21 protein-coding genes are annotated in these 23,295 nt (G+C 69.9%); 11 read left to right on the top strand and 10 right to left on the bottom strand.

All coding sequences use genetic code 11. From position 1 onward, the window contains the following. Positions 1 to 5 precede the first annotated feature (5 nt). Positions 6 to 1,064, top strand: coding sequence for an ACR3 family arsenite efflux transporter (gene arsB, locus FVE89_RS00405; RefSeq protein WP_160532295.1), 1,059 nt, complete (start codon positions 6 to 8; stop codon positions 1,062 to 1,064). Between the two features lie 118 nt (positions 1,065 to 1,182). Here the strand turns inward: arsB and FVE89_RS00400 are convergent, their stop codons facing one another. From FVE89_RS00400 to FVE89_RS00390, 3 genes are read right to left on the bottom strand one after another with little or no spacing between them, the layout of a single operon-like run. Continuing rightward, positions 1,183 to 2,301 carry an ATP-dependent RecD-like DNA helicase gene (locus FVE89_RS00400; RefSeq protein ID WP_160532294.1) on the bottom strand — a complete coding sequence of 373 codons (1,119 nt, stop codon included), beginning with the start codon at positions 2,299 to 2,301 and terminating at the stop codon, positions 1,183 to 1,185. Positions 2,302 to 2,311: 10 nt separating this feature from the next. Continuing rightward, positions 2,312 to 3,244 (bottom strand): oxygen-dependent coproporphyrinogen oxidase, encoded by a 933-nt coding sequence (gene hemF, locus FVE89_RS00395; protein WP_160532293.1) that lies wholly within the window; start codon positions 3,242 to 3,244, stop codon positions 2,312 to 2,314. 59 nt (positions 3,245 to 3,303) lie between these two features. Further along, on the bottom strand, positions 3,304 to 3,714 hold the full coding sequence (locus FVE89_RS00390) for a PaaI family thioesterase (RefSeq protein WP_342390076.1): 411 nt from the start codon (positions 3,712 to 3,714) through the stop codon (positions 3,304 to 3,306). 519 nt (positions 3,715 to 4,233) lie between these two features. On the opposite strand from FVE89_RS00390, the gene FVE89_RS00385 reads away from it, so the two are divergent. The 5 genes from FVE89_RS00385 (at position 4,234) to FVE89_RS00365 (ending at position 7,921) form a co-directional block, all read left to right on the top strand. Further along, a complete protein-coding gene (locus FVE89_RS00385) occupies positions 4,234 to 4,734 on the top strand; it encodes a MucR family transcriptional regulator (RefSeq protein ID WP_160532291.1) in 501 nt (166 codons plus the stop codon). A gap of 476 nt (positions 4,735 to 5,210) precedes the next feature. Continuing rightward, entirely contained in the window at positions 5,211 to 5,738 is a 528-nt protein-coding gene (locus FVE89_RS00380; RefSeq protein ID WP_160532290.1) for a hypothetical protein, read from the top strand. 45 nt (positions 5,739 to 5,783) lie between these two features. Continuing rightward, complete coding sequence (locus FVE89_RS00375) at positions 5,784 to 6,245, top strand: GNAT family N-acetyltransferase (protein ID WP_160532289.1); 462 nt, start codon at positions 5,784 to 5,786, stop codon at positions 6,243 to 6,245. Between the two features lie 70 nt (positions 6,246 to 6,315). Further along, positions 6,316 to 6,672 (top strand): hypothetical protein, encoded by a 357-nt coding sequence (locus tag FVE89_RS00370; RefSeq protein WP_160532288.1) that lies wholly within the window; start codon positions 6,316 to 6,318, stop codon positions 6,670 to 6,672. Positions 6,673 to 6,802: 130 nt separating this feature from the next. Further along, on the top strand, positions 6,803 to 7,921 hold the full coding sequence (locus tag FVE89_RS00365) for a DUF2336 domain-containing protein (protein WP_160532287.1): 1,119 nt from the start codon (positions 6,803 to 6,805) through the stop codon (positions 7,919 to 7,921). A 10-nt stretch (positions 7,922 to 7,931) separates the two neighbouring features. On the opposite strand, the gene FVE89_RS00360 is transcribed toward FVE89_RS00365, so the two are convergent. Further along, on the bottom strand, positions 7,932 to 8,252 hold the full coding sequence (locus FVE89_RS00360; protein WP_160532286.1) for a hypothetical protein: 321 nt from the start codon (positions 8,250 to 8,252) through the stop codon (positions 7,932 to 7,934). A gap of 297 nt (positions 8,253 to 8,549) precedes the next feature. On the opposite strand from FVE89_RS00360, the gene FVE89_RS00355 reads away from it, so the two are divergent. The 4 genes from FVE89_RS00355 (at position 8,550) to FVE89_RS30800 (ending at position 14,282) form a co-directional block, all read left to right on the top strand. Next, positions 8,550 to 10,424, top strand: a complete 1,875-nt coding sequence (locus tag FVE89_RS00355; protein ID WP_160532285.1) for a PAS domain-containing sensor histidine kinase — start codon at positions 8,550 to 8,552, stop codon at positions 10,422 to 10,424. Between the two features lie 52 nt (positions 10,425 to 10,476). Then, positions 10,477 to 11,202 carry a peptidoglycan-binding domain-containing protein gene (locus FVE89_RS00350; protein ID WP_160532284.1) on the top strand — a complete coding sequence of 242 codons (726 nt, stop codon included), beginning with the start codon at positions 10,477 to 10,479 and terminating at the stop codon, positions 11,200 to 11,202. An 87-nt stretch (positions 11,203 to 11,289) separates the two neighbouring features. Next, on the top strand, positions 11,290 to 11,628 hold the full coding sequence (locus tag FVE89_RS00345) for a DUF1491 family protein (RefSeq protein WP_160532283.1): 339 nt from the start codon (positions 11,290 to 11,292) through the stop codon (positions 11,626 to 11,628). 491 nt (positions 11,629 to 12,119) lie between these two features. After that, positions 12,120 to 14,282: a HAMP domain-containing methyl-accepting chemotaxis protein gene (locus tag FVE89_RS30800; protein WP_246730427.1), complete on the top strand. Its 2,163-nt coding sequence runs from the start codon at positions 12,120 to 12,122 to the stop codon at positions 14,280 to 14,282. Positions 14,283 to 14,399: 117 nt separating this feature from the next. On the opposite strand, the gene FVE89_RS00335 is transcribed toward FVE89_RS30800, so the two are convergent. The 5 genes from FVE89_RS00335 to FVE89_RS00315 form a co-directional block, all read right to left on the bottom strand. Beyond that, a complete protein-coding gene (locus FVE89_RS00335) occupies positions 14,400 to 15,449 on the bottom strand; it encodes a 2-dehydropantoate 2-reductase N-terminal domain-containing protein (protein ID WP_160532281.1) in 1,050 nt (349 codons plus the stop codon). A gap of 183 nt (positions 15,450 to 15,632) precedes the next feature. Next, positions 15,633 to 16,616 (bottom strand): N-acetyl-D-Glu racemase DgcA, encoded by a 984-nt coding sequence (gene dgcA, locus FVE89_RS00330; RefSeq protein WP_160532280.1) that lies wholly within the window; start codon positions 16,614 to 16,616, stop codon positions 15,633 to 15,635. Between the two features lies 1 nt (position 16,617). After that, positions 16,618 to 17,631 (bottom strand): N-acetyltransferase DgcN, encoded by a 1,014-nt coding sequence (dgcN, locus tag FVE89_RS00325; protein ID WP_160532279.1) that lies wholly within the window; start codon positions 17,629 to 17,631, stop codon positions 16,618 to 16,620. 320 nt (positions 17,632 to 17,951) lie between these two features. After that, positions 17,952 to 18,503 (bottom strand): N-acetyltransferase, encoded by a 552-nt coding sequence (locus FVE89_RS00320; protein ID WP_160532278.1) that lies wholly within the window; start codon positions 18,501 to 18,503, stop codon positions 17,952 to 17,954. Positions 18,504 to 18,752: 249 nt separating this feature from the next. After that, positions 18,753 to 19,919 carry a type III PLP-dependent enzyme gene (locus tag FVE89_RS00315; RefSeq protein ID WP_160532277.1) on the bottom strand — a complete coding sequence of 389 codons (1,167 nt, stop codon included), beginning with the start codon at positions 19,917 to 19,919 and terminating at the stop codon, positions 18,753 to 18,755. A 716-nt stretch (positions 19,920 to 20,635) separates the two neighbouring features. On the opposite strand from FVE89_RS00315, the gene FVE89_RS00310 reads away from it, so the two are divergent. Then, entirely contained in the window at positions 20,636 to 21,142 is a 507-nt protein-coding gene (locus tag FVE89_RS00310) for an N-acetyltransferase (protein WP_160532276.1), read from the top strand. Between the two features lie 14 nt (positions 21,143 to 21,156). Here the strand turns inward: FVE89_RS00310 and FVE89_RS00305 are convergent, their stop codons facing one another. Then, positions 21,157 to 22,929: a methyl-accepting chemotaxis protein gene (locus FVE89_RS00305; protein WP_160532275.1), complete on the bottom strand. Its 1,773-nt coding sequence runs from the start codon at positions 22,927 to 22,929 to the stop codon at positions 21,157 to 21,159. Positions 22,930 to 23,295: the final 366 nt, after the last annotated feature.

Here is a 23,295-nt window from a genome sequence, read left to right as displayed (position 1 = left end):
TCGGCATGTCGGTCTTCGAGCGGTATCTCACCCTCTGGGTCGCCCTCTGCATCGTCTCGGGCGTCGCGCTCGGGCACCTCATGCCCGGCCTCTTCCAAGCGATCGGCGCGGCCGAGATCGCCCGGGTGAACCTGCCGGTGGCGGTGCTCATCTGGCTGATGGTCGTACCCATGCTGCTCAAGATCGACTTCGCCGCCCTCGGCCAAGTCGGGCGTCACTGGCGCGGGATCGGCGTGACGCTCCTGATCAACTGGGCGGTGAAGCCGTTCTCGATGGCGGCGCTCGGCTGGGTGTTCGTCGGCCACCTGTTCCGGCCGTACCTGCCGGCCGATCAGATCGACAGCTGCATCGCCGGCCTGATCCTGCTGGCTGCGGCCCCCTGCACCGCCATGGTGTTCGTGTGGTCGAACCTGACGCGCGGCGAGCCGCACTTCACCCTCTCCCAGGTCGCGCTCAACGACGCGATCATGGTGGTGGCCTTCGCGCCGATCGTCGGCCTGCTGCTCGGGCTCTCCGCGATCACGGTGCCCTGGGATACCCTGATCCTCTCGGTGGTCCTCTACATCGTCATCCCGGTGGTCGTGGCCCAGATCGCACGCCGAAGCCTCCTGGCGGCGGGCGGCCCGGCCGCCCTCGCGCAGGTGCTGCGCGTCCTCGGACCGGCCTCCCTGGTCGCGCTGCTGGCCACGCTGGTCCTGCTGTTCGGCTTCCAGGGCGAGCAGATCGTCGCGCAGCCCCTGGTCATCGGCCTGCTCGCCGTTCCGATCGTCATCCAGGTCTATCTCAATGCCGGGCTCGCCTATCTGCTGAACCGGCTCGCGGGCGAGCAGCATTGCGTGGCCGGCCCCTCGGCCCTGATCGGCGCCTCGAACTTCTTCGAACTGGCGGTGGCCGCCGCCATCAGCCTGTTCGGGTTCACGTCCGGGGCGGCCCTCGCGACGGTCGTCGGCGTCCTCGTCGAGGTGCCGGTGATGCTCACCGTGGTCGCACTCGTGAACCGCTCGCGCCCCTGGTACGAGCGGCGCGTGGCGCGGCCGGATCACGTCGTGGTTTCGAAAGGTTGAGACCTTTCGCGGGTCCAGGGCGCAGCCCTGGTGAACATCTCAGGGCTCCGCCCTGAGAACCCGCCAAAGGGCTTCAGCCCTTTGGAAACCCGTCCCACCGGTCCTGACGGTCGGGCGCTCAGACCACCACGGTGATCGCCTGGGCGGCACGGGTCAGGCCAGTGTAGAGCCAGCGCGCCCGGTGCTCGCGGAAGGCATAGGATTCGTCGAACAGCGTCACCCGGTCCCATTGCGAGCCCTGCGCCTTGTGCACGGTCAGCGCGTAGCCGTAGGTGAACTCGTCGGTCTCCCGGCGCAGGAACAGCGGGATCTCCTCGTCGGAGCCGGCGATCATCGCGCGCAGCACCTTGATGTCGGTGGGCTTCCGACGCAGCGCCGGGTCGTCCTCCGGCACCACGTCGAGGCGGATCAGGTCGGGCCGCGGCGGCGCGCGCAGGGCCTGGACCGTCCAGGTCGAGCCGTTGAGCAGGCCCTTCACCCGGTCGTTGCGCAGGCAGACCAGCTTCTCGCCGATCGCCGGCATCGGATCGGTATGGCCGGCGAGTTCCCGGAGGCGGGCGTTGTAGAGCCGGCGCGTCTTGTTCAGCCCGACCAGAACCTGATCGCATTCCAGCACCTCGGCCGGGTCGAGGGCGCGGCGCGAGACGACCCGGCTCTGACCGTAGGTGCCGAGTTCCAGCCGGCCGCCCTCGCGGATCGTCATCGCCATGCGGACGATCGGGTCGTCCTTGGCCTGCCGGTGGACCTCGGTGAGCATCACGTCGGGCTCGGCCTCGGTGAAGAAGCCGCCGCCGCGCACCGGCGGCAATTGCGCGGGATCGCCCAGCACCAGCACCGGCCGCTCGAACGACAGGAGGTCGTTGCCGAGGTCGGAATCGACCATCGAGCACTCGTCGATGATGATCAGGTCCGCCTTGGCGGCCGGGCCCGACCGGTTCAGCGTGAAGGTCGGCCCGCCCTCCTCCGCCTCCTTGGTGCGGTAGATCAGCGAGTGGATCGTGGCGGCGTCGTAGCAGCCCTTCTGGCGCATCACCGAGGCGGCCTTGCCGGTGAAGGCGCCATACACCACCGTGCCGTCGACATCCTCGGCGATCCGCCGGGCGAGCGTGGTCTTGCCGGTGCCGGCATAGCCGAACAGGCGAAACACCTGGGATCCGCCGTCCCGCCGCCACGCGGCGATCGCCTTGAGCGCCGCATCCTGCTGGGGGGCGTAGGCCGAGGGGAGCCCTGCGCTCACGACAGCCCCGTCACGGCCAGCGCACGGTGGGCGGCATCGACGACAGGATCGAGGCGACGTTGCCGCCGGTCTTCAGGCCGAAGATCGTGCCCCGGTCGTAGAGCAGGTTGAACTCGACGTAGCGCCCGCGCCGCACCTGCTGCTCGAACCGGTCGGCCTCGGTCCAGGCCGCGCCGAGATTGTCGCGGACGATTTTCGGATACGCCTCCAGGAAGGCCTGCCCCACGTCGCGCGTGAAGGCGAGGTCGGCCTGGGGATCGCCGGTCCAGCGATAATCGTAGAAGATGCCACCGATGCCGCGCGGCTCGTTCCGATGCTTGAGGTGGAAGTATTCGTCGCACCACGCCTTGTAGCGCGCATAGTCGACGCCGTGGGCCGCGCAGGCCCGCTCCAGGCAGGCGTGGAAATGGCGGCTGTCCGGGTCGTCCTGCGTGCGGCGCCGGTCGAGCACGGGGGTGAGGTCGGCCCCGCCGCCGAACCACGCCCGGGTCGTGGCGACGAAGCGGGTGTTCATGTGCACGGTCGGCACGTGCGGGTTCCAGGGATGGGCGATCAGCGAGATGCCGGTGGCGAAGAAGCGCGGATCCTCGGCGGCACCCGGCATCTGCGCGCGGAACTCGGGGGCGAACTCGCCGTGCACGGTCGAGATGTGGACGCCGGCCTTCTCGAACACGCGCCCCTTGAGCATCGCCATGACCCCGCCGCCGCCGGGCCGGCCGGTATGGTCGGTGCGGTTCCAGGGCGTCTTCACGAAGGTGCCCGGCCCGTCGGGCGCATCCGGGTGGAACGGACCCTCGGCCTCGGCCTCCAGGGCCTCGAAGGCCGCGAGAATGCGGTCGCGCAGGGTCGCGAACCACGCGGCGGCCTCGGATTTCATGGCCGTGACATCGGCCTCGGAGGGAGGCGCAGCCAGGGCTGCGCGCGCGTCGTCCGGCATCGTCATGCCCGAGGCTTTCCCACCCCGCCGGGCCGCCGTCAATTCGGTCGTGACGGGGCGCGTCGCTAATCCGCGGATCGCTCGCCCACCGGCTTGAGCAGCCCGGTGGCGCTCGCCACCGGCGCCCCGTCGGCGTCGCGGATCTCGGCCTCGCAGAAGATCACCGAGCGCCCGGCCCGGGTCACGCGCCCCTCCGCGAGCAGGACGCCGCGTCCGGGATTCAGGAACCGGGTCTGCATGTCGAGGGTCACCACGGGCCGCCCAGCGCTGAGGCGCGCCGCCGTGCCGAGGGCGACGTCGAGCAGGGTGCAGAGCACGCCCCCATGGGCAATGCCGAGATTGTTGGCATGATCCGGACGCAGGACGAGCCGCAGCCGCGTTCGCCCGTCGCGCACGTCCAGCGCCTCGATCCCGCAGGCCTGCACGAAGGGGATGTGCGCGCCGAAGACGGTGCCCGGCTCCCAGTCCTGATCCACGTCCACCATCCCGGTTTCGTCCTGCGAATCCCCTTATGGCGCAGGCCTCGTCCAGCCCCAAGCTCTTCTCGGCCGCCGGTCCCTCGAACCGGTCCCATTCCGGCTTTCCGGCCGCGCCGAACCCGGGCGTGGACCGCGCCATGCCGTGCCCCCCGTCGTGCCCCACCCGGGAACCGCGGTGAGATCTTCGCAATGCCCCGGCGTACACAACCATAGCGCCATAGGATGCGTCGCGAGATTTCGCGGATCTCGTCAGACGGAGAACCGATCTTCGTAAGCGCAGCGACCGGCTTGCCCCGGGCCGGAGGCGAGGCGGCACGGCGGCGGCGGGCTGGATCTCCTGAAACCGGCCGTCCCGCCAATCGGGTTTCTCGGGCAACGATTTCAGCTCGACGGAGCGCTTGAATAATATGCGTGTTAACGACCGCCGGGTTGTGTAGGGAAATCCTCGACGACGACTTGATTTTGCTGCAGAGACGTTAGAACCGTCTCTCCACCACCGCATAGAGGGAACCATCCATGGACGACAACGCCCCTGAACAGCAGCAGACCTTTATCGAGCAGGCCTCGGACATCGTCTCCGCGTATGTCTCGAACAATTCGGTGCCGATCAGCGAGTTGCCCGGCCTGCTCGCCGGCGTCCACGCCGCGCTCGCCAAGCTGTCCGCTCCCGCGGCGGCCGTCACCGAGGCGGCCGACAAGCCGACGCCGGCCCAGATCCGCAAGTCGGTGACCCCCGACGCGCTGATTTCCTTCATCGACGGCAAGCCCTACAAGACGCTCAAGCGCCATCTCTCGCGCAACGGCCTGACGATCGAGCAGTATCGCGAGCGCTTCGGGCTGCCGCGGGACTACCCGTCGACGGCGGCGAGCTATTCCGCGCAGCGCTCCGAACTTGCCCGCAGCCTGGGCCTTGGCCAGCAGCGCCGCAAGTCCGCGGCCGTCGAGGAGCCGGTCGAGGACGTCGCCGAGAAGCCGAAGCGTGCGAGCCGCCCGCGCAAGGCCAAGGAAAACGCCTGAGCGCGCCCATCCGGGCGCCCCGCCGGGCCGCAGACGGTTCGGCGCATGGGCCCGGGTGCTGGAAACCTGGTTGACCGGGGATCTTGGGTTTCCAAAGGGCTTCAGCCCTTTGGCGGGTTCTCAGGGCGGAGCCCTGAGATCTTGACCAGGGCTCCGCCCTGAGAACCCGCGAAAGATCTCGACCTTTCGAAACCACGACTTGAGTCCTCCGCACGACGCGGAACATCGTGCAGGGCTGCTTCGGCTGCTCGGTTTCCGGCCGATCCCGGTCGTCCCGCCCGTCCGGGGATCGATCCCGCACCTGATCTGCCATGCTGCGTGTCCCCGGCGATCCTGCGCGGCAATGCGGCTCCGGCCCCATGCGCTCCGCCGTTCGAAACATCGCAGGGCTCCGCTCCGGGAGAGAAACCGGGCTATCGGCGTTGCATGACCGGATGCCGCCGGGCAGGCCGTCGGCACCAGGGATGGAACCCGCGATGACGGACACGCACACCCGGCCGGAGGCGAGCCGGCGCGACCTGCTGGCGGCCTCGCTCCTCGGCACGCTTCCGCTTCTCCTGGCGAACGCCGCCGAGGGCAGCCCGCTCAACCCGGAGCAGACCATCGTCCGCGCCCCCGAGGCGCTGCCCTGGATGCCGTCGAAGGATTATCCGGAGCGCAGCGTCGACCGGTGCAATCTCACCGGGGACCTCAACGGCACCGGCCTCTACTATACCCTGATCCGCTGGTGGCCGGGCTACATGAGCGCGCCGCACACCTATACGTCGGACCGGTTCTGCATGGTCCTGTCGGGCACGTGGTGGTGCAACAGCGGGGCGGATTTCGACCCGGCCGCCTGCCTGCCCGTGAAGGCCGGCAGCTTCGTCCGGCGGGTCGCGGGGACGCCGCATTATGACGGCGTCGTTCGCGACGGGACGGAGCCCGCAATCATCGCCATATGCGGCATGGCACCGGTCAACTACCGGCTGGTCGACCCGTCGCAGCCGGGCTGGCGCCGGGTCTGAGGGGCGACCGCTCGGGGACGCCCGGCTGTCGGTCAGGAGTGCGCCTTGGGCAATCGGTATGGGCTGGAGATCCGGACGGCTGCGGGCTCCGACGCCGCCGGCCTCGCGACCCTCGTGAGCGAGACCGGTGCGCCAGTCGGTGCGGCAGACATGGCCTCCCGGCTCGAAGGCCTGCAGCGGGACGGCGGCACCGTCCTCGTCGCCGTGGAATGGGGACCGCCGAGCGGCCTCATCGCCCTCAGCCCCGTCCGCACCCTCGATGCGCCGCGGCCCTTCGGCCTGATCACGACCCTCGTGGTCGCGGCCGAGTCCCGGCGCCGGGGCATCGGTCGGGTTCTGCTGAAGGCGGCCGGGCGGGCGGCGCGCCAGGCCGGGTGCGACCGGCTGGTCCTGCGCGTCGGCCCGGAGCAGGCCGCCCTGCGCGCCTTCTGTGCCGCGGCGGGCTTCGCCGGTGCGACGGAGCTCTACGAACGTCCCTTGCTCAAGCGCGGATCCGGCGAACCGTAAGACCCGCGACAACCTGACCGCAGCCGACGGCGTTTCCAGGCGTTGACCGAATCAAGCTGGAGCCCCGTTCATGACCCTGCGATCCGAAACCCCGCCGCCGCCCGCCAACCTGCCGGCCGATACGCCACCGGATTCGGAGACGCCGACCTCGGCGCAGCTCAAGGGCGACATCGACAGCGGCCGCACCGCCGACAAGACCCCCCACATGGATGTCGGGGCGGCGCCGCTCGGGACCTGCGAGGAGGCGGGCGGGACGCCGCCGACCTCGCAGGAGGTCCGGCTCGCCCGCCAGAACGAGCGGGCCCCCTCGGAGAAGACGAAGGCCGGCTACGTCCACCAGCGGCAGCCCTGGGTCCTGCCGGTCTTCGTCGGCTTCATCCTCTTCGCGGCGGTGGTGCTCGGCGGCGGCCTCTGGCTGACGCATTGAGGCGGGCGAACGGCCGCGCGGGACCCCGATGATGCAGGACGGCACGGTCCCGCGGGGGGCGTCTTAAAGGTCGATTCACGTCGATGCGGTTAGCGTGAGCTTACTGCAGTCCTGCGTAAACCGATCGTCCATGCCCCCATCCGTCGATGCTCCGCCGGACCTGTCCGGGCTCCTCGAACTCTCACGCATCGAGAATCTCGATCTGAAGCCCGTGATCCTGCGGGTCCAGACCGATCTGTTCGTTCGGGCGCCGGGCCGCGACCGGGCCGAGACCGAAATCTTCGAATCCCTGGCCTGCGGCCTGATCCCCACGGTGGACGAGGAGACGGCCCGGGTGGTCGCCCGGAAGCTCGCCCCCTGCCCCGAGACGCCGCCGGCGATCCTGGAAGCCCTCGCGCTGCGCGGCGGCGGCGCCCGCGACGCCGTGGTGGAACTCGCGCCCACGCTGAGCCGCAGGCTGATCGACGCCGCGCTCGCCGACGGGTCCGACATCGCCGACCGCATCGCCGCCCGCACCGGGCTCAGCCGCGAGGCAGCGGACGAACTCTCCCGCGAGGGGCGCCCCGAGATCGACCGGGCGCTCGCCGCCAATCTCGGCATCACCCTGCGCGGCGCGACGCTCGCCCGGCTCGTCGGCCGCGGCCGGGGCGACGCGGAACTCGCCCGTCTGCTCCTGGTCCGTCCCGACGTCTCCGCCGCCGACCTCGTGCCCCTCTACCTGCACGCGGATCCGATACGCCGCGCGGTGATCGGCCGGAGCGTGGAGGCGACCGCCGCCCTGCGCCCCTGCCCGCCCCCGCCCCGCGACCTCGGCGAATCCCTGACCCGGCTCTCGGCCGCGCACGACGTCGCCGCCTTCGTGACGGCTTTGGCCGACGGGCTCGGCCTGCCCCACGATTTCCTCGCCGTGGTCGCCGATCCGGGCGCCCGCTACGACCTCCTCACCCTCGGCCTGCGCGCGGCCGGCCTGCACGAGGAGGAGGCGGTCTACATCTTCCTCACCCTCAACCAGGGGGTGGCCCGCTCGGCCGAGCGCGTGGCCGACCTCGTCCGCCTGTTCCGCACGGTGAGCCGCCCGGCGGCGCGGGATCTCGTGGCGGCGATCCTCGACCGGCCGCTCGCCGAGCGCGGGCGCGGCGAGGCGCATCAGCCGCTTCACGGCCCGGAGGCCAAGCTGCGCCAGAACGGTGCTCAGCGCACGTCCCTGCCGGCGCGGACCCGCCCGGCCTCCAAGGCGGAGGCCGGCTGACGGAGCGCCGTCAGCGGGGCTCGACGCCCCGCCAGGCCGGCTGCCGGTCGGCCGCCTCCAGGGTGTCGATCGAAGGTGTATCGGCCGGAGTCCGGGTCTCACCGGCCCGGCGGCTCAGCTCCGCCAGCAGGCCGCGGGCCAGCACCGCCCGGGCGGCGCGCTCGCGGGTCTCGGGCGGAACGGCCTCCAGGGCCGCCGGCAGCACCGCAGAGGCGCTCGGCAGCGACCCCGTGAGCTTGCGGGCCTCCGCGGCCGGATCCGCGCCGCCGCGCATCAACGCGAGATACGAGAGCACGCCGATCACCAGCGCGGCGCGCAGCAGGACGGTCATGGTTCGTCGTCTCCGCTCGGTGTGGGCCGCATCGTCCCGCGGCCGGGGCTGCCGTCCGGGACGATGGCGACGCCGAGATTTCGACGGGTTTCGTGAACCGGGCCTCAACCGCTCCGGGCTTTCGCGCGCGATGGTGAACGAAGCTTATCCGAACGCCGTTGGTTACCTTGCGGAAAGCATCCTGATCGTTCTGACCAGTCGCGCAACACTCGTTTAAGCCGCCTCTGCGACCGTCCGGAAGTCGTTCGAAAGTCGAACCGGAGGCGCGAGGGATGCGGAAACGCGTACTCGCGGCGTGTGCCAGCCTTGCCCATTAAAAAAGTCCTGACTTCCTTGATCGACGACCGTCTCGCGGGGCTGATTCACGCCTCCGCGGCCGACGACGCGGCCATCCGGAGCCGCCATCAGCGCTTCCTGGTGTCGCGCCTCGCCACGGGCGCCGTGATGATGGTCGGGCTGCCGCCCTACCTGCTCTGGCGCGGCGTGCCCTCGGGCATCGAGGTGCTGGCGATCGCGAGCCTCCTGCTGCCGGTCTTCGCCGCGGTGCTGCTCGTCCGGACCGGATCGCTCTGGCTCGCCCATGCGGTCTCCTCCGCGGGCCTGACCGGCGTGGTGATCGCGCTGGCGAGCGTCACGGGGGGCGTTACCTCTCCGGCCGCAGTCTGGCTGGTGGCGATCCCCGTGGAGGCGCTGATCTCCGGCTCGCTGCGCGCGACCCTGGCGGCGGCCGCCATGGCGGTCCTCGGCGTGCTGGCGGTGGCCGGCCTCGGCGCCTTCGCGGCCGCCCTGCCGGTGATGGACATCTCCGCCAGCATCGCCCTGCCGGCCTTCGCACTCACGGCGATCGGCCACGTCGCCGCCCAGGCCCTGGAGCACAGGCGCAATGAGGGCGCGTGGCGCGCGCGGCTGCGCGACAACGAGGCCCGGGACCGGCTGCTGCTCTCGGCGATCGACGATCTCGTGACCTGGCACGACCGCAACGGCCGCGTCGTGGACGCCTCCGTGTCGGCGACCCGGCTGCTGGGCAGCGATCCCGAGCGCCTGCACGGCCACGGCCTGCTGGAGCGGGTCCACGTGGCCGACCGTCCGGCCTTCCTGAAGGCGGTGAGCGACGTCGCGGCGACCGGGCGTCCCGCCACCCTGCCGCTGCGCCTGCACGTCGAGGCCGGCCGGGCCGACGGCGCGCGCCTGATCCACGCCGAGATGCGCGCCCACCGGATCGCGCACGGCCCCCACGACGCCACCGCGGTCGTGGCGGTGACCCGCGACATGACCGAGCATTACCGCCACGCCGAGGAGCTGGAGCGCGCCCGCGCCGAGGCCGAGCGGGCCGACGCCATCAAGGGCCGGTTCCTGGCCAACGTCACCCACGAGCTGCGCACGCCGCTCAACGCGATCATCGGCTTCTCCGAGGTGCTGGCCGGCGAAGGCGCCCCGAGCCTCAGCGCGGATCAGGCGCGGGACTATGCCGGGATCATCGGCGCCTCCGGCCACCACCTGCTCGGCGTGGTCAACACGCTCCTCGACATGAGCCGGATCCAGAGCGGCAATTTCGATTACGCGCCGGAGGTCTTCGACATCGCGGGCCTGCTCCGCTCCTGCTGCGACCTGATGCGTCTCCGGGCCGAGGCCGCGGGCGTCACCCTGGCGGTTTCCGCTTCTGGCCCGGTCGAGATCACCGCCGATCCCGGCGCCTGCCGGCAGATCCTGATCAACCTCGTCTCGAACGCCGTGAAGTTCACGCCGCGCGGCGGCCGGGTCGACCTGTCCCTGCGCCGCGGCGTCGAGGGCCTCGACATCGTCATCGCCGATACCGGCTGCGGGATCGGCGCGGCGGATCTGGCGAAGCTCGGCACGCCGTTCTTCCAGGCCGGGGCCGGCGACTACAAGCGCCAGCACGAGGGGACCGGGCTCGGCCTCTCGGTGGTGCAGGGGCTGGTCGGGCTGCATGGCGGCGCGCTGCGGATCGAGAGCGCGCCGCAGGCCGGCACGGTCGTGACGGTGACGCTGCCCCGTCAGTGCCGGTCGCCGGAGGCCGCCTGCGGCCCCGCCCCGATCCACACCGCCGTGCGGGGTGCCCCCGCGCCGCGCCGGGTCGTGCGCCTGCCGCTCGGCCTGTTCGACGCGGAGCCGGGCGCCGAGCCGGTCTCGATGCTGCGCCGCACGGGCTGAGCCGAAGATCCCCGGCAGGATTTTTCGGCGAGATTTCCCGGAAGGAGACAGGATGTCAGGCTACCGCGAGATCACCGTACCGGGCGAAGCCGGCCGGGCGCGCCGCCCGACCGCGCGGCGCAGCGCGGTTCAGGGGGACTGGCGCTCCGTCCTCGCCGGTGCGCTGAGGGCCACGGGCACCACCTGCCGCAACAGCCCCGGCACCGTCCTCGGCAGCCTCGTGGGCCTGGGTGCGGCGGGCTTCATCTGCGTCAACGCCCTCGGCTACCAGACCCACCGCCATCCGGCCCCGATCCTGCCCAAGCTCGCCCAGAAGCCGCCGCCCGCGCGCGAGGCCACCCCGGCGGTGCGGGAGGCGGCCCGGGAGCCGGTGCGCGAGATCGCGCGGGATCCGGTCCGCTCCGAACCGCCGCAGGCCGCCCCCGCCAAGCCGGCGGCCCGCGACACGATCGGCGAGCTGATCCGCGCCGACGAGACCACCGCCTCGGTCACTCCGAAGGCCTCGCCGGTCCGGCTCGCGGCGAAGCCGGCCGCCAAGGAGACCGCCAAGGAGACCGCGAAGGGGTCTTCCAAGAAGCCGGAGGCGGAGTCCGATCCGGTCCTGCGGGCCCAGAAGGCGCTCTCGAAGCTCGGCTATCCGGTCAAGCCCGACGGCGCCATGGGTCCGGGCACCCGCGCGGCGATCGAGAAGTTCGAGCGCAGCGCCAAGCTGCCGGTGACCGGCGAGGCCGCGGGCCGGACCCTGCGCGCCCTGATGGCCCGGGCAGGCCACGGTTAGGATTCGGCCCGGCCCGCCGGCCGCGCCGGGTTGCTACGGCCTCGCCGTTCGCGCATCCCGGTCGGGTTTCTCGGGAGGCCCGTCCGCATGCGCCTGCGTTCCGATTTCTGGGTCTCGGCCCATCTGCGCCGCCTCGACGTCGCGGGCATCCCGGCGGTGCTGCGCCGACGCGGGGCTGCGGAGGCGGGCGCGATCTTCGTGAAGGTCGATCGCCTCGACGGCAGCGCCGACCTCTACGGACCCGCGCCGCAGGCCCTGTTCGAGGCCGAGGAGAGCGGCGACCGCCGCTTCGCCGCGATCGTCACCGGCGGCAGCCCGCTCGACGTCGAGGAGCGCCTGACCAAGGAGATCCGGTTCGATTCCGATCTCTGGATCATCGAGATCGACGACCGGCAGGGCCGGCATTTTTTAGATTTGGCAGCGTGATCGAAGAGCCGCTGAGCGTTTCCGCGCGCAGGGGGAGTCTCGGGCGCCGGCCGGTCGATCCAGGTCGGGACCGTTTGCCGGCGGCGTCCAACATTGGCTACAGACGGCGCGGCGGTGGGCGATGGCCATATCGGCTCGAATCACCTGCTTCGATGTCCGACTGGGGTGGTCAAGCTGATCGCCCGGCGTCAGGCTCCCTGCTCGCTCAGACACCTGGCTGTCGCTTCAGTTCTACAACGGGCGCCAGCAGCCGCTCTATCGGCTCCGCTGTGTCGAACAGAGTCATCCGCTCCTGTCGGCCGCGCGCCCTTACTCGCCAACCCTTCGGGGCGCATCATCGCCAAGCATAGATGGAGCGATCACAAGAATAAATCCAACGGGCGCGCCGGCGCATCCCGTTCGCGACGTCATCACTTGTCGACTATCTCCAACAGGGATAGGTTGCCAGCATCGTTATCCCGACAAAAATTGATCGATTGCTTGGGACAAAATTGCGTGACGAGGATTTTATGACGATAAATGATGCATATAAACCACTCAATACGAAGATTATGGACGCGATAATGCGATCCATCCGCACCATCACAGTCGGTGTCATCGTATCGATAAGTTCTGTCGCGGCAATATACAGCCTGAGTTCCGCCATCTCGGCCTGGGACGCGTATAACAATTTTCAGATGGTCGAACTCTACGCAGAGATAGAGGATGGGCTTCTGACGGTGCAAAAGGGCCTTCTTTCGGAGCGGGCGGATAGTCCCAACGTGCTTGTCCTAGATGGAAAGGCCTTCGAGAGTGCGCGACGCTCTGTCGATCAGAACCGCCAGACCGTGGATGCAGGGTTCAATCAAGCGCAGGCATTGTTAAAGGACATAAAGGACCCGGGACAGCTGAAACTGGCAAATGACTTCTTAAAAAACTACGATGACTTGAAAAAGAGTCGCCGGGAACTGGACAAGAATTATTCTTTATCGCGCGAACAGCGTGACCTTGCGGCGGGCCAGGCCATATTGTCGGCTGGAACGAACCTGATGGCATCGCTCGACGCTTTGTCGAGCGCCTTTGATCGCGCGATCAGTGATTCCGACCCGGTTGTGGCGCGCCTGACCCAGATCAAGCAGTTGGCTTGGCAGACCCGCAGCATCGGCGGCTCTGTCTGGGAGATCGCTCACGGAACCTATACCAGCGGCAAATGGCTCGATCAGGCGCAAAAGGACAGGATCATCTTTATCCAGGGCCAGACGAAATCGTATTGGGATCTGACACATCAAACCGCCGCCTCGGACGGATTGCCCGAAACGGTCAAGAAGGCCGTCGCATTCGCGACCAATGCCTATTTTGGAAAGGAATTCTCCGACCTCCAGAATCGCATTATCACGGACATTAGATCGGACAGAATGCCGGCCATGGAATTTTCATCCTGGCTGCAGATGCTGATTCCCGCAATCAATTCCATCACCAACGTCTCCACGATATCGATGAATGCCGTGGTGCACGTCGCGAAAGATCACAGCCACAGAGCGGAAGCGACCTTCATTGGGAGCGCCGGCACGTTTTTGGCCGTCCTGATCCTGATCGCTTGTGGCATCGTTCTCCTGCAACGACGGCTGTTCAAACCGATCCGTCATATTACCCAGACGCTATCAAAATTATCGAATGACGATGTGAACGTCGAAATCGCCTATCGCGAGCGCCGTGACGAGATCGGAAGGATGTCGGCCGCGATCCAGATCTTCAAGGATCAGCTGATCCGCAACGCCATGCTGGAGCGCGAAGCGACAACGCTTCGTGCGGCCGCCGAGGCAGAGCGCAAGAATGCCATGATCCGGTTGGCGGACACGTTCGAGCAGGCCGTCGGGGGGATCGTCGGCATGGTCTCGTCCGCGGCGGCCGAACTGGAAGTCACGGCTCAGACCATGACGGCCGCGGCGACCGAGACGGCCAGTCAGTCCACAACCGTGGCGGCAGCCGCGGAAGAAGCCGCCACCAACGTCAACACCGTCGCGGCCGCCGCCGAGGAGCTCGGCGCCTCAGTCCGGGAGATTGGGCGGCAGGTGACCGGCTCGGCCAGCCTCGCCCAGGCCGCGGTGGGCGAAGCCGATCAGACGGCGGCCCTCGTCCAGGCCCTCAGCCAGAACGCCGCCCGGATCGGCGACATGGTCGGCATGATCTCAGGGATCGCGGGCCAGACCAACCTGCTGGCGCTCAATGCCACGATCGAGTCCGCCCGTGCCGGCGCGGCAGGGCGCGGCTTCGCGGTGGTGGCGGCCGAGGTGAAGAGCCTGGCCGAGCAGACCACCAGGGCGACCGAGGAAATCGTCCGGCAGATCGGTGAGGTCCAGGCGGTCACCGCACAGGCGGTGACGGCGATCAGCGGCATCACCGGCCGCATCCGGGAGATCGACGGCGTGGCGACCTCGATCGCGGCCGCGGTGGAGCAGCAGGGGGCGGCGACTCAGGAGATCGTGCGCAACGTGACCCAGGCCTCGGCAGGGACCAACGAGGTGACCGGCAACATCTCTGGCGTTGCGCAGTCCTCGGAGAAGACCGGGGCCGCAGCCTCTCAGGTGCTGTCGGCGGCCTCCGAACTGTCGCGGCAATCCGAGCATCTCGGCGTCGAGGTCGCCCGCTTCCTCGCCACGGTCCGCGTCGCCTGATCCGGAGGCTCACGGCGCGCGGCTCTCGCGACCCCATCGTCCGCGTCTGATCACCAAGGTTGCAGACGGGGATGGCAGAACGCCATCCCGGGCAGGACAGCCGGGGCGCCGCGCGCCTCAGCCCTCGATGATGCGCTCGTCGAGCTTCCGATCAACCGTCTCGACCGTGCGGTCGATCTCGGCATTCGGCGCGCCGAGCTGATGCGCGATCAGCTTCACCAGCAGGTCGACGCGCTCGATATAGGGAGCCCCGTTCGCCACCGCGCGCGCCGCCGAGGAGGGCTTCAGCAGGCTCTCGGCCGCCTTGGCGTATTTCTCGAACGGCACCTGATCGGCCGGGTCGGCGCCGAGCTTCCGGGCGATCCCGTCGACATGCTCGTAGATCGCCCGCGAGCGGGCGAGATCGCCGTGCACGGCATCGTGGATCGATTGGGGCTCGCCGGGCGTGATGCAGCGGTAATTGCCGGTCAGCAGCATCGACCACTTGGCCAGCGGCACGAACAGCGAATCGAACACCTTGAGCTTCACCGGCACGTCGTGCCCGTCGAGGCGCACGGCGTCGATATCGGCCTCCAGTTGCCGGAGCAGGCGGTTATGCGCCTCATCCGCGAAGGTCGCGGCCTTGAAGTTCGTCGGCAGGCCGACATGGAGGACATTGGCCTCCTCCTCCGGCGGCCGGAAGGCCTGCGGGTCGGGCGAGCAGAGCGACACCAGCCCCGGCTCGAACCGGTCCCAGACGCCGGCATTGGTGTAGGCGTCCTCAAGGTCCATGGCGGCCAGCGCCGGGATCCGCTTGAGGTAGGGCAGCGGCGGCATGTTCATGATCGACAGGCAGGGCAGCTTCGCCGCCGCGATCTTGATCATCAGCACGCGGATCGTGTGGTTGTTGTATTGCGGCTCCTGCATGGCGAGGCCGACGAGGTCGTAGCGCGACACGTCGACGTCCTCCGGCGGCATGGCGTCGACCTTGCCGGGCAGGTCGCGGGAATGGATCGCCCGGTGCTCCTTCTCGTCGCGGAGCTTGATGCGGACCTCGGTGCCCTCGCGGTTGATGAGGTCGGCGGTCTTCCGGCGGCAGACCAGGGTCACGTTGTGACCGGCCATCAGGAGCTTGGTGCCCAGGAGCGAGCCGTAGGAGGCCCCCAGGATCAGGATGTTCTTGGCCACGTCGTTCCTCCCCAGCATTTTAGACTTGCTGTGTGTTGTCTGGCTGCTGGGAACAGCGCGTCCACGCCATGACCCCAATCGCACGAGCGATGGATGGCAGCGGTACGACAGGAAGGCAAGCCTTCTGGTATACCTAATCCCAAAGCCGCTGTGACGCCCAGCGGGTGACAGGTGGAGCGAATCCTATCCCCAGAGCTCCGGCGCGGGCGGATACATCAGGCTTCCCTCGTAGCGCAGCGGCGTGTCGCGGTCGCGGGCGAGCAGCAGCGGCCCGTCGAGATCGACGAAATCGGCGTCGTTCGCCAGCAGCGCGGCCGGCGCCATGCCGAGCGACGTGCCCAGCATGCAGCCGACCATGATCGACAGCCCCCGCGCCTTCGCCTCCCGGGCGAGCAGCACCGCCTCGGTCAGGCCGCCCGTCTTGTCGAGCTTGATGTTGATCGCGTCGTAGCGCCCGGCCAGCGCGTCGAGCCCGGCGCGGTCATGCAGGCTCTCGTCGGCGCAGACCGGGACCGGATGCGGGATCTCGGCGAGCAGGGCGTCGGCGCCGGCCGGCAGCGGCTGCTCGATCAGAGCGACGCCGGCCTTCAGGCAGGCTTCCAGATTGGCTTCGACCGTCTCCGGCCGCCACGCCTCGTTGGCATCGACGATCAGCCGCGCCTCGGGCGCCCCCGCCCGCACGGCGGCGATGCGCTCCGGGTCACCCGCCCCACCGAGCTTCACCTTCAGGAGCGGACGATGCGCCGCCTTGCGGGCGGCCTCCTCCATGCTCTCCGGCGTGCCGAGGCTCAGCGTGTAGGCGGTGATGGCTGGCCGGGGTTCGGGAAGCCCGGCGATAGCCCAGGCCGGGCGGCCCTGGAGCTTGGCTTCAAGGTCGAACAGCGCGCAATCGAGGGCGTTGCGCGCCGCCCCGGCCTTCATGCGGGTCATGAGTTCGTCGCGCCCGATCCCGGCCGCGATCGCCTCCGCCTGCCCCTCGATCAGGGCGCTGACGCTCTCGACGCTCTCACCGTAGCGCGGATAGGGCACGCATTCGCCACGCCCGACCCCGTTCGCATTCGTGATGGTGGCCACCACCACGGCGATCTCCGTGCGGCTGCCGCGGGAGATCGTGAAGGCCCCCGCGATCGGGAAGCGCTCGACGGTCAGCGTCAGGCGGCGGGTCATGTCAGACCCCCGGGAAGTCGGCGACGATCCGGTCCACCACCCCGTCGATGCCGAAGCGCACCGGGTCGGTGGCGGGCAGGCCGTGCCCGGCCCCGACCTTGTCCAGATAGGTCCGGGCCTCGCCCTCGGCGAGGGCCTGGGTGTTGATCGCGATGCCGACGGGCTTGATCGCCGGGTTGGTCAGGCTGCCGAGTTGGACGGTGAGGTCGATCACCTGGCGGATCGTCGGCAGGGGGTGTTTCACGCCGCGCATATTGGTGCGGGTCGGCTCGTGGCAGACCACGAAGGCGTCGGCCTGGGCGCCGTGCAGCAGGCCGAGGCTCACGCCCGCGAAGGACGGGTGGAAGAGCGAGCCCTGGCCCTCGATCAGGTCCCAGTGGTTCGGGGCGGCGTCGGGCGAGATCGTCTCGACGGCGCCGGAGATGAAGTCGGCCACCACGGCGTCGATCGCGACGCCCTTGCCGGAGATGAACACGCCGGTCTGGCCGGTGGCGCAGAAATCGGCATCGAGGCCCCGGGCGCGCATGGCCCGCTCCAGGGCCAGCACGGTGTACTTCTTGCCGACGGAGCAATCGGTGCCCACGGTGAGCAGGCGCCGCCCGGTCCGCTTGGTGCCCTTGCCGGTGGGGAAGCGCGCGTCGGTGTGGCGGACGTCGTGGAGCTGGCGGCCCCGCCGGGCGGCGGCCTCCGCGATGGCCGGCACCGCGCCGAGCTTGACGTGCAGGCCGCTCGCCACGTCGAGCCCTGCCTCGATCGCCGCCACGATCTCCTTCACCCAGTGCTCGGGCAGAACGCCGCCAGCGTTGACCACGCCGATCACCAGGGTCCGGCAGCCCTTCGCCAGGGCCTCCGGCAGGGTCATGTCGGGGATGCCGAGATCGGCGGCGCAGCCCGGCAGGCGCATCTGGCCGACGCACCAGTCTGGGCGCCAATCCTTGATCCCGTAGGCGGTCTTGGCCGCCAGCGTGTCGGGCACGTCGCCCAGGAACATCAGGTAGGGCGTGGCGATCTGCATCGGTCGAGCAACCTTCTCCGGTGGCCGGCGGACCGTCTATGCGGGATCGCGACCATCCGGCGCAATGCATGAGGCCGGCCAGGACGGTGGACGTCGTCCCGAGTTCGGGTTTCGAAAGGGCTCGCCCTTTCGCGGATCCAGGGCAGAGCCCTGGTGCCGGACTTCGTCCGGTGCCGGACTTCGTCCGGTGCCGGACTTCGTCCGGTGCCGGACTTCGTCCGGTGTCGGGCTCCGCCCGATCTCAGGGTTCCACCCTGAGCACCCGCCAAAGGGCTTCAGCCCTTTGGAAACCCGGTGCCCCCGGTCAAAGATGACCCCGCTCAGGCAGCGCGTCGTCGCGCGACCTGCGCCTCGTCCGCCACCGCCTCGACCGGCGACAGCACACCGGTCGCCCGGACCAGCCCCTCGGCGCCCGCCAGCGCGCCCGCGCGCAGTTCCAGCCCGAGGAAGCGCGCGCGCTCGAACGGCCCCGGCAGGGTCAGGCCCTCGGCGAGCGCCCGGTCGAAGCCGAACCGGGCGTAGTAGGGCGCGTCGCCGACCAGCAGCACGGCGCCGTGGCCGAGCGATTCGGCCCGGCCGAGGGCCGCCTGCATCATCACCGAGCCGAGCCCCTGGCCCTGGATCGCCGGATCGACCGCGAGCGGGCCGAGCAGCAGCGCCGGGCGCGCATCGCCGGTCTCGACGTGCCAGAGCCGCAGCGTGCCGACGAGGCGGCCGCGCCGGGTCGCCGTGAAGGCGAGGCCCCGCGCCGGAAGACGGCCCTCGCGCAGGCGCTCCGAAGTCTTGGCACGGCGATTGCCAGGAAAACACGCGTCGAGCAGGCGCTCGCGCGCCGGGATGTCGTGCAGGTGCTCCGCGCGGATCTCGATCATGGCTGTGCCCTCCCCGGGCCGACATGCGGGAGAAGCGATTTTTTTCGACCGGGAGCCGGGCGCCCTCGGTCGAGGCTTTGGTAAAGCTCAGCGTCCGGCGGGGTCGCCCGCGCCGTCATCGCGCGCAGAGCAAAGCGCCCCGGAGCCGCTCGGCCGTCGTCGCCGTGGCGTCACCGGATGGCTTTGCACCGCTTGCAGGGGCAGCAACGCCGCTGCCCTTCAAACGGACCCAGTCTCAGTCCGAAAAAATCAGATCACGATCTGCTGAAGCGGCGGGAAGCCGTTGAAGGCCACGGCCGCATAGGTGGTGGTGTAGGCGCCCGCGCCCTCGATCAGCACCTTGTCGCCGATCGAGAGCGAGACCGGCAGCGGGTAGAGCTGCCGCTCGTAGAGCACGTCCACCGAGTCGCAGGTCGGGCCGGCGATGACGCAGGGCTCGGTCGCCTCCCCGTCCCGCGCGGTGCGGATCGGGTAGCGGATCGCCTCGTCCATGGTCTCGGCCAGCCCGCCGAACTTGCCGATGTCGAGGTAGACCCATCGGACCTCGTCGGCATCCGCGGACTTGCGCGACACAAGAACAACTTCAGCCTCGATCAGGCCGGCATTGCCGACCATGCCGCGGCCCGGCTCGATGATCGTCTCGGGGATCCGGTTGCCGAAATGCTTGGTCAGCCCCCGGAAGATCGCCTCGCCGTAGCTCTCCACGCCCGGCACCGCCTTCAGGTACTGGGTCGGGAAGCCGCCGCCGAGATTGACCATCGACAGGCCGATGCCGCGCTCCGCGCACTCGCGGAACACCGCGGCCGCGGAGCCGAGCGCCCCGTCCCAGGCCTCGGTGTTGCCCTGCTGCGAGCCGACATGGAACGAGATGCCGTAGGCTTCGAGCCCCTGGCGATGGGCGTGCTCCAGCACGTCCGCGGCCATCTCGGGCACGCAGCCGAACTTGCGCGAGAGCGGCCAGTCGGCGCCCGCGCCGTCGCACAGGATGCGGCAGAACACCCGGATCTCACCGGTCGGCACGCCAATCGCCGCGGCGGCCCGGGCGATCTTCTCGACCTCGACCTGGCAATCGACCGCGAACAGGCGGATGCCGAGCGCGAGGGCGCGGCCGATGCAGCGCTCCTTCTTGATGGTGTTGCCGAAGGAGATCCGGTCGGCGGTGGCGCCGGCGGCCAGCACCATTTCCATCTCGGCGACCGACGCCGTGTCGAAGCACGAGCCCATCTCGGCGAGCAGGCGCAGGACCTCCGGAGCCGGGTTCGCCTTCACGGCGTAGAACACGCGGGTATCCGGCAGGGAGCGCGCGAAGGCGGTGTAGTTGTCGCGCACGACGTCGAGATCGAGGACCATCACGGGGCCCTCGTCCTGACCGAGGTCGCGGCGCACGCGCAGGTAGTCACGGATGCGGTCGGTCATAGTCGTCTCCCAGACACGGGTTCGCGAGCGCCCACCGCGGGGCGCGCTGTCGAGCGAATGTGACGGCCAGAACCGGCCGTCGGCGTCAGGGGGCGATGCGTCGCGCGGGCCCACGCGTGTTGGAGACGCGTGCGTCCGTGCGGGCGCAGAGCACCCGGAAGCTGCCGTGGATTGGAAGGGAGGACCCCCACCGCACGCCGGGCAAAGAGAAACAAGCCTCTTCGGTGTCGGCCTGTGGAGGGCCGACGAGACCAAAAAAGCCCGTTCGTCGTTGCTTTAAGCTGCGTCCCCCGTGGAGAGCGGGGTTCGCCGGTTTCGCCTCCGGCTGCCGGTTGTTGTCGGGGTCCGGTGTCGCCACCTGGATGCCGGCCGTAGGGATCCACCCTTGCGACCATCGATCCTTTAAGACCCCTGGCGGCTGTCCGGCAGTTGACCGGATGCCCACCAACCGACACGCGGCCACAGGCACGTGCGAAATTGGGCAGGGCGCATATATGGGGAATGCCCCTGGCCGGCAAGGGCGATACAACCAGAGGGACTGGGTTTTTCACCTGCCATCCACACCCGGGGCCGGCCGTTGCAAAAACAGCGCATTCCGGGTGCCCGGACGGGCTTCCCAAGCGCGGCGGAAGCGGGCATCTGACGGCGGGGCGGCGTATGCGGGCGAGTGGTTGATCGATGGGCGGGCCGGGCAGTTCCATCGCGACGGCGCGGGCGTGAGCGCCCCTCTCCGCAACCCGGTCGGCGCCGGGCTCCCCGAGCCGGCGATCCGCACCGCCACGCTCGCCGATCTCGACGCCCTCGTCGCCCTGGAACACGCCGCCTTCGCCACCGACCGGGCCGAGCGCCGGGCGATCCGCCACGCGATCCTGTCGCCCACCATGGACGTGCTGGCCGCGCTGATCGACCCGCCGGACGGGGACCCCACCCCCGTGCTGGTCGGCGCCGCGGTGCTGGAGCGGCGGCGCAACACCCGGATCGCCCGCCTCGCCTCGATCGCCGTGGCGCCGAACCGCGGCGGCCTCGGGCTCGGCGGCAAGCTCCTCGACGCCGCGGAGGCCCGGGCGCGCGCCCGGGGCTGCGACCGCCTGCGGCTCGAGGTCCGGGCCGATAACGGCGCCGGGATCCGGCTCTACGAGCGCCGGGGCTACACCCGCTTCGCGGTGCGGCCCGACTATTACGAGGACGGCATGGAGGCGTGGCGCTACGAGCGCGCCCTGTAGCCCCCGCCCCGGCGTCAGGCCGCGGCGGGCTGGGCGCGCCGCCGCTCCGGGCCCTGACGGTCCGGGTCCTGCCTCTGGCGCCGGTCCATGGGGCCCTGCCGCAGCGTGAGCACGAAGGCCCTGACGCGCGCGTCGATGTCCGAGGATTGCGCACGCAGGGTCCGCGCCACCGTGAGCACGCTGCCGGCGGTGGACTCCGTCTGGGCCGCCACCGTGCGGACGTCGGTGACGGTCTTCGCCAGCTGCCCGGTCCCGTCCGCGGCCATCTGGACGGAGCGGACGATCTCCCGCGTCGCCGCCTCCTGCCGGCCGACCGCCGCCGCCACGCTCGCGGCCGCCGTCAGGATCGCCTCCATCAGGCCGGACACCGCCTCGTTGGCGATCACGGCGCGGCGCGTCCCCTCCTGGATCTCGGCGACGCGGGCGGCGATATCGTGCGTGGCCCTGGCGGTCTGCTCAGCCAGCACCTTCACTTCGCCCGCCACCACGGCAAAACCCTTGCCGGCCGCGCCGGCCCGGGCCGCCTCGATGGTGGCGTTGAGGGCGAGCAGGTTGGTCTGCTCGGCGATCGCCCGCACGGCGGCCACCACGGTCCCGATCCGCTCGCCCGTGACCGCCAGTTCGCGCACCTGCGCGGCCGTCTCCTGCGCCGTCGTGCTGCCCTGGCGGACCGTCTCGGACATCCCCGCGATCTCGCGCCCGATCTCCTGGATCGACCCCGAGAGCTCGTCGGTGGCGGTGTGCACGGCCGCCACATGCGTGGAGGTCTCGCCCGATACCGTCGAGGCGATATCGGCCTCGCCGGCCGTCCGGGTCGAGACGGCCGCCAGCGCCTCGGCCATCTCGTCGAGGCGCGCGGTATCGCGCGACACCGTCGCCACCACCTCTCGGATCTTCTCCTGGAAGTCGGCCAGCACGGCCTCGATATGCGCCGTGTTCCGCGCCTTCTCGGCGGCGGCGACCTTGGCCTCCTCCTCCAGGCGCTGGCGGGCCAGGGCCTCCTCCCGCAGGGACTGGACGGCGCGCGCCATGGCGCCGATTTCGTCCCGCCGGTCGAGGGCCGGAACCTCGCGATCGAGCCGGCGCTGCCCGAGTTCGATCAGCACGCTGGTCAGGGTCGTGGCCGGTCCCATCGCGCGGCGCAGGACGATCCAGCAGAAGGCTACGCTCAGGACCGTGGCGACCGCCCCGATGAGCAGGACGCGCTCGAACAGCGCATTGAGCGCGGCGAGGAAATCCGCCTTCTTCACGCCGACATACAGGATCCCGATCGCCTGGCCGTCGATGTCCCGGATCGGCTCGTACCGTGTCATGTAGGCCGTCCCGAGGATGTCGGCCTCGCCGCGATAGCCCTTCCCCGCCCCGATGACGGCGTCGTAGGCCGGCCCCGGGCCGAGCTTGGTTCCGATCGCCCGGCTGCCCGCCGCCGTCATCACGTTGGTGGCGACCCGCGTGGTGCCGAGGAACACGGTCGCGGTTCCGCCCAGCACGTCCCGCACCCGGTCCACCGCCGGGTCGTCGGCCAGGATCGCGTGTTCGCCGATATAGAGCCTGCCGTCCCGGACCGAGAAGAACGCACCCGGACCGCCCTCCTCACCGAGCTTCTGCTCGAGCAGGCTCAGGTTGGCATCGAGCGCCAACCCGGCGCGATGCAGCAACGCCTCGCGGACTTCGACATAGAGCAGCCCGGTGACGATCCCCATCGAGACGACCAGCAGAACGGTCACCAACATGCCGATCCGGAACGACAGGGATTCCGTGAATCGCATCCAGTGTTTCAGGCTCATGCCGTCTGCCCTCCGACGATGCCGGACAGGCTTAGCCGCAGAGCGCGGAATCAACAAATGTCTCAAATCCGCCTTTGATCCGATACAAAGATTTGACTCATCCAATAAAAATGCCGTCGTGGAATAATTGTTGCCTTTGAATTGCGGTTTCGTCGGCATGGACCCTCGACGAATCCCGCCGTTGCATTGCGCGCGCCGCGCGTACAATTTCCCGGCCCTGCATCGTGGACGGGCCGGGAGGCTGCGGAGTCCGCGCGCTGAGGGACGGGCCTGCCGGCGCCGCCCGGATCTGACGATGCCGCCCGATACGGGGCTCTGCCGCGATGCTGCCCCGTTAGAAGAGTTTTACGGCTGCCGCGCTACACC

Source organism: Methylobacterium sp. 2A (genome assembly GCF_009806555.1).
Lineage (GTDB): Bacteria > Pseudomonadota > Alphaproteobacteria > Rhizobiales > Beijerinckiaceae > Methylobacterium.
Note: the sequence above shows the minus strand (reverse complement) of the source record. Positions and strands in the feature narration are given on the sequence as shown.